The organism is Candidatus Oleimmundimicrobium sp. (assembly GCF_030651595.1).
GTDB lineage: Bacteria > Actinomycetota > Aquicultoria > UBA3085 > Oleimmundimicrobiaceae > JAUSCH01.
Genome location: NZ_JAUSCH010000137.1, coordinates 1 through 12,451 on the forward strand (window position 1 = coordinate 1; position 12,451 = coordinate 12,451).

Annotated in this window: 10 protein-coding genes; 2 read left to right on the top strand and 8 right to left on the bottom strand. The window is 39.7% G+C overall.

All coding sequences use genetic code 11. From position 1 onward, the window contains the following. Nucleotides 1–134: 134 nt before the first annotated feature. From trpS to Q7U95_RS08295, 5 genes are all read right to left on the bottom strand, one after another. Nucleotides 135–1,118, bottom strand: a complete 984-nt coding sequence (gene trpS / locus Q7U95_RS08275; protein ID WP_308753535.1) for a tryptophan--tRNA ligase — start codon at nucleotides 1,116–1,118, stop codon at nucleotides 135–137. Between the two features lie 24 nt (nucleotides 1,119–1,142). Further along, a complete protein-coding gene (locus tag Q7U95_RS08280; RefSeq protein ID WP_308753536.1) occupies nucleotides 1,143–1,775 on the bottom strand; it encodes a site-2 protease family protein in 633 nt (210 codons plus the stop codon). Further along, nucleotides 1,772–4,405, bottom strand: coding sequence for a CBS domain-containing protein (locus tag Q7U95_RS08285; protein WP_308753538.1), 2,634 nt, complete (start codon nucleotides 4,403–4,405; stop codon nucleotides 1,772–1,774). The genes Q7U95_RS08280 and Q7U95_RS08285 overlap by 4 nt, the downstream gene beginning before the upstream one ends. A gap of 135 nt (nucleotides 4,406–4,540) precedes the next feature. Further along, a complete protein-coding gene (locus tag Q7U95_RS08290) occupies nucleotides 4,541–4,792 on the bottom strand; it encodes a hypothetical protein (protein ID WP_308753540.1) in 252 nt (83 codons plus the stop codon). A gap of 51 nt (nucleotides 4,793–4,843) precedes the next feature. Beyond that, nucleotides 4,844–7,537 carry a UPF0182 family protein gene (locus Q7U95_RS08295; RefSeq protein ID WP_308753542.1) on the bottom strand — a complete coding sequence of 898 codons (2,694 nt, stop codon included), beginning with the start codon at nucleotides 7,535–7,537 and terminating at the stop codon, nucleotides 4,844–4,846. Between the two features lie 308 nt (nucleotides 7,538–7,845). On the opposite strand from Q7U95_RS08295, the gene Q7U95_RS08300 reads away from it, so the two are divergent. Further along, complete coding sequence (locus tag Q7U95_RS08300; protein ID WP_320415576.1) at nucleotides 7,846–8,328, top strand: response regulator transcription factor; 483 nt, start codon at nucleotides 7,846–7,848, stop codon at nucleotides 8,326–8,328. 2 nt (nucleotides 8,329–8,330) lie between these two features. Further along, entirely contained in the window at nucleotides 8,331–9,695 is a 1,365-nt protein-coding gene (locus tag Q7U95_RS08305; RefSeq protein ID WP_308753546.1) for an ATP-binding protein, read from the top strand. 202 nt (nucleotides 9,696–9,897) lie between these two features. On the opposite strand, the gene Q7U95_RS08310 is transcribed toward Q7U95_RS08305, so the two are convergent. From Q7U95_RS08310 to Q7U95_RS08320, 3 genes are all read right to left on the bottom strand, one after another. Continuing rightward, a complete protein-coding gene (locus Q7U95_RS08310) occupies nucleotides 9,898–10,149 on the bottom strand; it encodes a hypothetical protein (RefSeq protein ID WP_308753548.1) in 252 nt (83 codons plus the stop codon). 4 nt (nucleotides 10,150–10,153) lie between these two features. Then, nucleotides 10,154–11,041, bottom strand: a complete 888-nt coding sequence (locus tag Q7U95_RS08315) for a cysteine synthase family protein (RefSeq protein ID WP_308753550.1) — start codon at nucleotides 11,039–11,041, stop codon at nucleotides 10,154–10,156. Between the two features lie 120 nt (nucleotides 11,042–11,161). Beyond that, a partial coding sequence (locus tag Q7U95_RS08320; protein WP_308753551.1) for a pyrimidine-nucleoside phosphorylase occupies nucleotides 11,162–12,451 on the bottom strand: 1,290 nt, incomplete at its 5' end.

Consider the following 12,451-nt stretch of genomic DNA (forward strand, 5'->3'; position numbering starts at 1 on the left):
CATAAGCTGGTTTGTCATTGCGAGCCTTTGTTTTGCAAAGCGCGGCAATCTCATCTCTAGCTCCCCGCTCTCCTCCCATGTTTGTTTTTCCTGGAGGCTGGCGACTGGGAGCTGCTCCCTACACTCCATCTACTCTATCCATCAATATTAATTCTTTTCCTTATTTCTCTTAAGGTTTCTTGAGCAATAGGTCTCACTTTTTTAGCTCCGAATTCTAAAATTTTCCACACTTGGCCGGGATCTTTTTCTAATTCAGCCCTTTTTGCTCTAAAATCGACCAGAGATTCATTTATCCTTTCAGCAAGAAGTTTTTTGCACTCCACACAACCTATCTTGCCCGATTTGCACTCTTTAACAATCTCATCAATATGGTCGGCACTGTATATCTTATGCAAACCGTGGACCAAACATACTTCGGGATGGCCGGGATCAGTTCGTTTTATGCGGACGGGGTCGGTTATCATTGTTTGAACTTTTTTTAAAATCTCCTTAGGTGAATCTGAAAGATTTATTGAATTTCCATAACTTTTGCTCATCTTGCGCCCATCCGTTCCAATCACTCGTTTAGTATGAGATAAAACCGCCTGGGGTTCTGGAAAATACTGACCATAAAAATAATTAAACCGCCGAACAATCTCTCTTCCAAGTTCAAGATGAGGCAGTTGGTCTTCGCCCACAGGCACAAGTTCACCATGATAAAGAACTATATCGGCAGTTTGAAGAATGGGATATCCTAAAAATCCATGAGTGGATATATCTTTATAATCAATCTCTTTTAACATCTCTTTGTAGGTGGGGCATCTCTCCAGCCAGGAAATTGGCGTAATCATCGAAAAATACAAGCTTAACTCAGCAACTTCCGGCAAATCCGATTGACGGTAGATGGTACATTTCGAAGGATTTAACCCGGCCGCCAGCCAGTCAATTACCATATCTTCAGTATCTTTTCTTAAATTTTCCGTCTCATCATACTTTGTGGTTAAAGCGTGCCAATCTGCTACAAAAAAGAAGCAATCGTATTTATCTTGCAGTTCTATCCAGTTTTGCAAAGCTCCATGGTAATGCCCTATGTGGAGTTTTCCCGTTGGACGATTTCCACTCACAATTCTCTTCTTCACAAAAACAACCCCTTTTTTTAAATTCTAAATAAAATGTTGGCCTAAGAGTAAGTAAACTAAAAAACTCATGACGGGACCAATTGTCGCCCAAAGCCGTTCATTAAAAAAGAGAAAAATTATCATCAGTATAATCATGCCGTACTGCTCAAGTTTGTTATATTCTCTAGCTAACTTATAAGGCAAAATCCCCGATACGACACGGGAACCATCCAACGGAGGAATGGGTATAAGATTAAAAACACCCAACACTATGTTTATAATCAAAAAATAAATCAAAAATGCCTCTATGGAAGGGATGTAAGAAAACAATCCAAGTCTAACCGCAAAACCGGCAATCGCAGCCATTATGAAATTTGAAGCGGGGCCCGCCATTCCCGTATACATCATTCCTTTTCGCGGATCTTTAAAATTATATGGATTAATGGGCACAGGCTTCGCCCAACCAAAAACGATGGGCGAGCCTGAAAACACTAAAATAAGAGGCAAGATTATTGTTCCAAAAAGATCTATGTGAGGGATAGGATTAAATGTCAATCGTCCGGCAAGTCGTGCGGTTTTGTCCCCCATTAATTCAGCAGCTCGTCCATGACAATATTCATGAACTATTACCGCCGGAACTAAAGCTATAAAAAACATTATTCTACTAAAATCTATCAAGTACCAATACCCCCTTTTAGTTTTTCGAATACCAATTTTACAAATTTTTTCTCTTCTTCGTTGGTTTTCACCAAACCATCTAATTTTGCGATAAGCAAATCTCGTAAGACCAAATTATACAATGGAGAAACTTCAAATCCTAACTTCATTAAATCTTTTCCTGAAATACTCGTTGAAATACTTTTAAGATTTGTTAAGTAATGAATAATTCTCTTTCTGAACTGAGGATTAAGACTTCGCGAAAAGATATAAGCTATCGATTCTTGACCCATATCTTTTAATAAAAAGTAGAGCTCGCTATCTTTTAGTTGTGCCGATAAATTTAATGTTTTCAATATCTCCGGTCCTCTTAAAATGCTTTCTTTAATCATTTCAGCATCTTTCTTTTTAATTCTCATCCACAAACACCACTCGTTTAATTCACTTTCATCCAAATTTCGAAGCATCATCATCAAAAGAACAAGCCACTGACGGGTCTTGACGGTAAAGTAAGCATCAAGTATAGGAATTGAATCGAAGGCCTGCTCAAAGAGCAATTTTAACTCAGCATCAATGTTTAATTTTGGATGAAGTGTCTGCAAAGCACCTAATTGCCACAACCGCTCAACAGCTTTCCAAGCAGTTTTTTCGGATAGTATCAAAACAAGTTCATACATAACTCTTTCGTTGGTAAGCTCACCCACAAGCTCCATGTCAATTGCCTTTTTGGCTAGCTCTTCGGTATGAGATTCCATCATAAAGCCATATCTTTGTTCAAATCTAACAGCTCTAAATATACGAGTGGGATCCTCAACAAAGCTTAGGCTGTGTAAGACCCTGATGCTCTTTTTTTTGATATCCCGTCGGCCTCCAAAAAAATCAAGAAGCTCACCAAAACGAGGAAAGTTTAGAGCTAGCGCCATGGCGTTTATGCTGAAATCTCGCCTTGCCAAGTCGTGCCGAATGGACGCAAATTCAACTTGGGGCAAAGCAGCTGGACGCTCATAATATTCAAGTCTGGCAGATGCGACATCGATGCGAAAACCATTGGGTAAAATTACTACCGCTGTTCCAAATTTTTTATGAGCTCGTATTCTGCCTCCTAACTTTTCAACAATGGCTCTTCCAAAAGCAATTCCATCACCTTCAACAACAATATCAACATCAAGATTGCGATACCCTAAAAGAAGGTCCCTAACAAATCCTCCCACCACATAAACATTTTTCTCTTCTTTTTTTGCCAATTCTCCTAATTCTTCGAGAAGATTCTGCACATTTTTAGGCAATAAATTCGCAATTTTCTCTTTAATTTTTTCTTTGGTAAACCATGTATTGATCTGGGTGCTACTTGAAGTAGATAAGTAATCGGACCCGTGAAGAACGCAAAGAACATCCGTGCGAGTTATTATCCCTATAATCTTTCCACCATCAACAACGGGAACTCTGCCTATCCCCTCTTCCATCAAGAGCTGTTGTATTTCATAAATCGGTTTATCCGGCCCCACAACTATGACGTTATGAGACATAAAACCCTTTACGGGAACATGTTTTAACCCATGATGGATGGCCTTGTCAACATCTCGTCTAGAGATAATCCCAACGAGTTCGTCATCTTCAACAACAGGAAGCCCACTGTGGCCATAACGCAACATCAATCTTCCGGCCCCTTGAATCGTCATTTTAGAATCAACTAATCGAACTGGTTTTGACATAATTTCTTTTGCAGTAAGAGGCCGTTTTGCATAAATCGAGATTTTATCCAATAAATCTTTCTCAATCTTTTTGAGCGATTTACCTTTAACAACTGCAGACCCGGCTTGCGGGTGACCGCCTCCGCCAAGTGACGCTAAAATCTTTCCTACATCAACCTCATCGGCCCTGCTTCTGCCAATAACATGAATTCGGTCCTTCATTTCGATAAAGGAAAAAATTACATCAACGTTTTCTAAATCACCTATTTTATGCGTAAGAACCGAAGCACCATCTACATATTCGGTCGCTTTGGCGCTCGTAAACATAATTCTAATTCCATTAACATCTGTAGTATGAACCGATTGAAGTAGCTCGTTTAAAAGCTTGTGCTGTTCTTCGGTTAAGATAAGATTTAAAAAGTAGTTTATTAAATCAATATTTGCTTTTTGAGCCATCAAAAAAGCAAGGGCTTCAGCATCATCATATGTGGTGGTTGGATAAGTAAGAGAACCTGTATCCTCATGAATACCTAAAGCAAAAAGCGTAGCTTCAAAAGGAGATATAATTATCTTCTTATCCCTTATTATCTTTACAAAAATAGTTGTAGCCGAACCGGTTTCCTCAGAAAAATCGCATGTTGTCTTCATATCTTCATCGGTTGGAGGGTGATGATCAAATGTAAATACTTCGACATTGGGTTTTGAAACCACATCGGCAAGTTCGCCTAATCTATCAGCAATTTTCGTATCGACCACTATAACTCTGTTAATAGAGTCTCTGTCTATTTGCTTGCTCTCAAAAAAATCAATTAGGTCATGATGTAAATAAATAAATTCCCTAACATTTCGATTTTGAGAGCCGCTAAACACGAGTTTTGCATCAAGGTAAATTTTTTGCGCCGCAACCATAGCCGCCAATGCATCAAAATCTGTGTTAACGTGACTTACGATTATCTCCATTATCTTCTCGCTTTTTATTATAAAATTTAACTCATTTATTTTACCATAGGAAATTATGAAAACTTAAATAAGAAGGGCATTGTTAAATAAGGGGTACACTCATTGTTTATGTTTTTGGCCTTAAAAATAAACACTTTAGGAAACCTTGTAAATCACATCATGCTCTCGAACAGGATCTTTCACTTTTAAACCAACCGACTGACCGGCTTTTGCGCTTTCAATTGAGGCATGCTCTACCTGCATTGATTCAATTTTTTGAGTAAAATCACTCGTGTAGCCTTTTATGTGGATAGTATCACCTACGTTCAGTATACCTTTAGTAACATCCACAACAGCCACCAAAAGATGAGAAAAATAATGTGCTACTCTCCCGACTTCCTCTTCCATGTTATCGCCTCCTCAACTAAGAATATTCGTCTAAGGAGATGAAATTCCTTCCTATTTTTTAAATTCTCGTTCTAAGTCGGCCAGGACCTCTTGCAATTTTTCAATTTCTTCGCCGTAACCAGCCCAATCGCCTTCCCTTTGGTACTCCTGCGCTTTATTGAAGTGTTCGGTTGCCGATTTAATTAAACCCTCTATGCTAACCTCTTCCTCCACTTCAACTTCCTCGGGCTCCGTGGGCTTCGCCTCTCCAAAAACCTTTAGCATGGCATCTTCGAGAGTGTCTTCCATAACTATCTTGTTTCCATAGCCGAATATAACTCTTTTAAGCTCGGGCAATTCTCCTTGTTCAGCTTGTAGATAAAGAGGCTCAACGTAAAACAACGAATCCTCAATCGGGATAACAAGAAGGTTCCCACGTATCACCTTCGAACCCCCCTGCCCCCACAAAGTAAGTTCTCTTGAGATGTCCGGGTCCTGGTTTACTCTGGCCTCTATCTGCATTGGTCCAAAGACCAATTTATCCTTGGGAAACTTATAGACCAAAATTTGTCCATAGTTCGGCTCGTCACAACGAGCACTCATCCACGCTATCATGTTATCTTTCCTGGCAGGTGTAAAGGGTAACATGAGTAGAAACTCTTCCTTTTCTTCCCCCATCAATTTCACTATTATGTAATAGGGTTCCATCTCGATATCGGTCTCGCCATAAATTTCACGGGGAACGGCCCACTGATCTTCCTTGTTGTAAAATACTTGCGGGTCAGTCATATGAAAGGTCGCGTACATCCGCGCCTGAGTCATCATTAAATCAATAGGGTACCTGATGTGGGAACGTAGGTCAGAAGACATGGAGCTCGCCGATTTAAACAAGTCGGGAAAAATCTTTTGATAGCACTTAACCATTGGATCGCTCTCATCAAAGATATAAAAACTTAAATCACCATTGTATGCATCCATAACCACCTTAACGGAGTTTCTTACGTAGTTAAAATCACCCGTTGGAGTCGAATAAGGATACATATCTGTCTTGGTATATGCGTCAAGTATCCAATAAAGTTTCCCTTGCGATACAACGAGATAAGGGTCTGAATCGTAAGAAAGGAAGGGCGCCACTGCTCCAACACGGGATTTAATGGTCCTTCGGAAGATTATGCGGCTTTGTGAACTAACGGCATCGCTTAATAATAACTTCAAGCTACCAAATCTCGCTGAAAACGCGGCTTTTTTAAGTGTTGAGGAAATAGGTATCCCGCCCTTTCCTTCATATGTCGTGTATTCGTTCTTGTCTCCTTTGGGATAGTCGAGTTCTTTCGTCGGAGGTTTTATCTTAACAATAATATAAGTGTCATTTACCTCGCCATAATATATTTCGGGCCTATCAATATCCAAATCGACGTTCATCTTGGGGGGAATGTCTTTAACATACAATTCCGGCATTCCCTCACTTGTAACTTTGTTAACGGGATTTAAACAAAGACCGTAGCCGTGAGTGAAAACCAAATGCTCATTAACCCATGTTTTTGCCGTTTGAGGAAGTCTGTCGGTTGAAAGCTCTCTTGCCGATAACGTAACCGCTTCAAAACTGCCGTTAAATTTATAACGGTCAACATCAACATCGTTAAAGACATAATAGGGTCGGATTTCTTGTATCTGACCGAAAGTGGTCTTGAGCGGTCTCCAGTCCCAGAGCCTGATATTTCTTACGGTGTCTTCGTTGTTTTCAAGATCCTCGAGAGTCAAATCGTCCGCTGCAGGCATCTCCTTCTCAACTACTTTATCCAGTCCGTACGCTTCTGTTGTATGTTTTATATTAAGACTAATATACTTGCTCTCTTTGTCGAGTTCATTGGGAGATACAACATATTGCTGAACAGCTGCCGGGTATATCCCGCTCAGCACAGTTGAAAGAACGAGAATGGTCATACCGATAATCGGCAATCGCCACCCTTTATACCTAATGTTTAATATGAAGATTATGGCAATTGCAATAGCGACAAAGACCATTAAACGATATATCGGAAGTTGCGCGTAAACATCGGCATAGCTCGCGCCAAAAGCAGCTCCTCGTGCCGAATACAGCAGAGCATATTCCCGCAAAACATATCCCCACGATAAAACAATAAAGAACAAACCGAAAAGAACGGATAGATGAGCTTTAACGTGTGGAGCAAATTTATGAAAACCCATTTGCCCAAGAACTATCCCCCGGTACAAAAAATATGCCAGAGCCGTGGCCAGCGTTGTTATCGCTATTGCCGCCAAAAGCCAACCATATATTTGTCTTAAAAACGGCAATCTAAAGACATAAAACGATATATCGCGACCAAAAATCGGATCAACGCTTCCAAAAGAAACTGCATTTAAATAACGCAATATGTTCTGCCAAAAATCTTTCGCCGCGGATGCCATAATAAAACTGAAAAAAAGAGAGATTCCTAATAAAACAGGCGTAAACATCTTGTTGGCAATCGGGGGATTTAAGATTACTATCTGGTTTTCGGTCTCCATAGCGTATTTTGGAGCAAGCCGAGCTGCCAAACGAATGTTAAGATAGATAAAGATAAGGAATATGATGCCGGGAACAAGAAAAAGGACAACTTTAGTAAGCAATACTTTCATAAAAACAGCCGAAAAATTTAGCTCCAAAAACCACAAAAAATCAGTATAAATCCCAGCCAGTGTACCAAACAAGCTCAAGATAATAAACAAAGCAGCAAATAATATAACAATCGCAGTTCGTTTCATACAACACCCCTTTTTTTTGAAAACATATAAAATAATGTTAACATAGTTTAAAAACTAAAAGTAGTAATAATCACTTGGCTAATTGAGGATTTTTTTAATGTTATTAAGTTAAAAGGAACAATCATGCGTGTCTTAATAATCGAAGATGAACAAAAAATCGTTAATTTTATAAAAAAGGCCTCGAGGCCGAATATTATACCGTAGACTATGCTTTAGACGGAGAAGAAGGCTTCCTTAAAACGTTAAATGACGCATATGACCTTATTCTCTTAGATGTAATGCTTCCAAAAATGGATGGTTTTTAACTGATTAAAAAAGTCCATGAAAGAGGCATAAAAACTCCGGTCCTCATGCTAACAGCCCGGGATACGGTTGATGATAAGGTTAAGGGCTTAGACGCGGGCACAGACGATTACCTGCCCAAACCTTTTTCCTTTGACGAACTTTTAGCTAGAACAAGAGCAATGCTGAGAAGAGCTGCTCCCGAAAAGAGCAACGTAATAGAAATTGCCGATTTAAAAATCGATACCGCTTCTCATGAAGTCGAAAGAGCCAACAAAAAAATTGAACTAACCGCGCGCGAATATGCCCTCCTTGAATACCTGGCAAGAAATAAGAATATGGTCTTAAGCAGAACTAAAATAGCTGAACATGTCCGGGGTTATGATTTCGATACACAAACAAATGTGGTCGATGTCTACATAAGATATCTTCGTAAAAAAATAGACGACGATTTCGATAAAAAACTCATTAAAACTGTTAGAGGCGCAGGTTATAAGATTGGGGTGTAACCATGTTTAGGTCTTTCAAAACAAAGTTGATCATAAGATATGCACTTATTTTGGTCTTCATTTTGGCCCTTTTCAGCGGCATTGTGTACTCATATGCCGGACAGCAAACTTACTCAAGAATCGACCGAACTCTTCTATCCAGACTGGAAAGAATAGAAAACAGCGAGAGTCTCCACTTCAAAAAACTTAGAGGAGTTGGCATTAAAGGTGCTGGTAGCGGTCAATTATTTTTTGAAGAAATTTTAGGTTCTCAGGGCGAGGTTGTTTTTGCAAATGTCATTCTTGAAGAAAACTTAATTGTTATCGATAAAAATATTTTAACTCAAGTTAAAAATAAACCTCTCATTGTAAGTGGAACCTTAACCGACAATTCTGCAGTTCGCATTGGGATAAAAAGAGTTAACGACAATTATTTTGTCTGCGCCCTACCCCTTTATGAAAGCGAGCAAAATATGCTTTCTTTGGGTATGTCTCTTTTGGCTGGGAACATCATATTCATAATAATCGCCATTGTAAGCGGCCTCTTTTTTGTTAACCGCGCGCTCAGACCGATAAAAATAATAACCGAAAAAGCCGACGAAATAAGCTCAGGCGACCTAAGCCAAAGAGTAAATTTAACCGGCCCCGAAGACGAGCTTAAAAAACTTGCCGACACCCTCGATAAAATGATTGAAAAACTCGATAATCTTTTTAAAGGTCAAAAAAGTTTCTTTACAGATATCTCTCATGAGCTTAAAACACCGCTGACCATTGCCAGGGGAGAAATCGATGTGGCCTTACGAAACCCAAAGTCCACAAAAACAGAGTTAAAAAGTGCGTTAAAAAGTGCTCAAGAAGAGCTGAAAAAGATGAGCTCCATGGTAAATGACCTCTTAAGTTTGGCCAGGAAAGAAAGCTACAAAGACAAGCTTTCTATTAAAAAAATTTCAGTTAAAAAGTTTTTAAATGAAATTGCGAAAAAATCCGGGACTATCGTAAAATCTAAAGGAACCAAGCTTAAAGTGGAAGATTTTAAGGATTTCACATTTAAAGGAGATGCGAAAAAATTACAAAGACTCATGCTTAGTTTAATAGATAACGCGGTTAAACATATATCCAAAAAAGGTGAAATAGTGCTTAAAGCAGAACAAAAAAGCGGATTTGCAATTTTAAGCATCTCAGATAACGGCGTTGGAATACCTGCAGAAGATATTCCTTTTATATTTGAAAGATTTTATAGAGGCGATAAAAGCAAGGATGCCTCGGGTGGAACCGGATTCGGCCTGACTATTGCTAAAAAAATTGCTGAAGCCCACGGCGGAAAAATCGAAGTTGAAAGCGTCCCCAATAAAATAACCACCTTCTCAGTTTATCTGCCCATCAGTTGAGAGTCTCTTAGTCGGGAGTCGGAAGTTCACCCCCACCTGAATCCTCCCCCATCAAGGGGGAGGGAAAGAATAAGATTGCGGCGAGTAAGAAAATGAAGAAACTAAGTTTCACAATGAAAAAACTGCCTGAGTAAGCAGGCCGGGTAATCCGGTGGTTTATAGCACTAAGTAAGAGGTGGCTGTTAACTCCACCTCTTACTCTTTATTCGCTGGTTTTTCTTATTTCACTAAGTCTGATACTAAAATAATTTATCGGAAATAAAAGCAAAGTGTAAAGCGCGAAGCAGAGGACAAGTGGAACCCCGATAAACAAAATGAGCCACATTATTCCCTGTAAAATTTTGCCCGCTGAGAAAAGTTCAATCATGCCGGAAGAAAAATAAGCTACGACTGCTATTGATAGTCCAATCCAAATAGCCGTTGCCACAATTCGCCATATCTTTAACAATTTCACAACACTAAACCTCCATAAACAAATCTGTACTTAAGTATTTGTCACCGTTGTCCGGAAATATTATTACCACTATGCCGCTATCCATCATACTCGCTTGCCTTTGCGCTTCATGCATAGCTATCCCAGACGAAATCCCCACAAAAATTCCCTCTTTTTTCGCAAGTTCTCTGGCGGTTCTAAAAGCATCTTCATCTTCAGCTATAATTTTTTCACTTAAAATATTTTCATCATATATCAAGGGAACATACCCTTCATCCAAGCATTTAAGACCTTGAATTTTTGAGTCCATTCTCGGCTCAACGCCAATAATTTTTACGTTTGGATTAACCTCTTTAAGTCTCTTGCCTATCCCCATAATTGTCCCGCTTGTCCCAATTCCGGCAACAAAAACATCCACCTTCCCAACCTGTTTTAAGATTTCTTGACTCGTCGTTTCGTAATGAGTAAGCACGTTGTTGGGATTTTCAAATTGTTTTGTCGCAAAATACTTGGGATCTTTGGCAAGTTCTTCGGCTTTCTTGATAGCTCCGGGCATCTTCTCATCAGCCGACGTAAGCAGAATTTCGGCGCCAAAAGCTCTTAAAATCTTTCTGCGTTCAATACTCATGGATTCAGGCATAACAATTAAACATTTATAACCTTTAACTGCCGAAACTAAAGCAAGACCGATTCCGGTGTTCCCGCTGGTTGCCTCAATAATAACTTTGTCTTTGGTGAGCTCCCCGGACTCCTCAGCCTTCTCTATTATATATTTGGCAACCCGATCTTTAATGGAGCCACCGGGATTAAATCCTTCAAGTTTTGCGTAAATAGTAACCTTGGGATTAGGATTTAACTTGTTGATTTTTACAACAGGAGTATTTCCTATAAGTTCCAGAATATTTTCAGCCATCGTTCCTCCAAGTTAGTTATTAACCTTATTAGTCCCGCCAGAGGCGGGCAAGCGGTAGTTTTTTAGTTTTGAGATTACTTTGTCACTTCGTTCCTCGTAATGACGAGAAAGAATTGCTCCTTAATCCTTACCCCTTACTTCTTCCAAAACCAACTCTTTCCTCGCTGGTTTTTTATCTTTAATTTCTATAGCATTATCTATAATCGTATCGGCTCGGTCAAGTAACTTCAAATCATTTGCATGAATTTCAATTAAAACATCGCTCGCTTCAACATGGTCCCCAACCTTGTGTTTCAAAATAATGCCTACGGAACTATCTATCTTATCATCCTTAGTTACGCGTCCGGCCCCCAGTTCAAAAGCGGCCTTTCCGACTGCTTCCGCATTAATTGACGAAATATAGCCACCAGTCGGTGCCAGATAATCAGAAACAATCTTGGCTTTAGGTAAAATATCATAATTATCAATTACCCCCGAATCTCCACCCTGAGCTTCGATAAACTGAGCAAATTTATCAAGTGACTTACCCGAAAAAAGAACGTTCTTCAGCTTTTCTTTAGCCGATTTAACATCCTTTTCAATCTCACCCAAAACAAGCATCTGCGAGCCAAGAGCAAGACAAAGTTCCGTTAAATCTTTGGGCCCCTGCCCTTTAAGCGTGTTTATTGCTTCTTTAACTTCAAGAGCATTCCCCACTGCATGTCCTAAAGGCTCATCCATATTTGTAATTAAAGCAATCGTTTTTCGTCCGGCTATTTGGCCAATATTTACCATCAATTTAGCCAATTCATTAGCTTCGTCAAAATTTTTCATAAAAGCGCCGGAGCCAACCTTTACATCTAAAACAATTGCATCCGCCCCACCGGCTATCTTTTTGCTCATAATACTCGAAGCAATTAAGGGAATGCTTGAAACAGTTGCCGTTACATCTCTCAGAGCATAAATTTTCTTATCGGCCGGGTTTACGTTTTCAGTTGCCCCAACAACAGCAATTCCAATCTCAGACACTTGCCTAATAAATTCATTTTCTTCAAGATAAGGATTAAATCCGGGGATGGATTCAAGTTTATCGATGGTGCCGCCCGTATGCCCCAGACCGCGCCCTGACATTTTGGCCACCGGAACTCCTGCCGCAGCAACCAGGGGAGCAACAATTAACGTGGTTTTGTCTCCAACACCACCTGTGCTGTGCTTGTCAACTTTAATTCCAGCAATTGTGCTTAAATCAACCTGCTTGCCGGAGAAAACCATCGTTTTGGTCAAGTTTGACGTTTCATCAACGTCTAAACCCCTGATATAGCAAGCCATAAGAAAAGCCGACATTTGGTAATCGGTGATTTCCCCCTCAACAAATCCTTGCACCATAAATCCAAGCTCTTTTGACGTAAGTTTTTCACCATCACGTTTTTT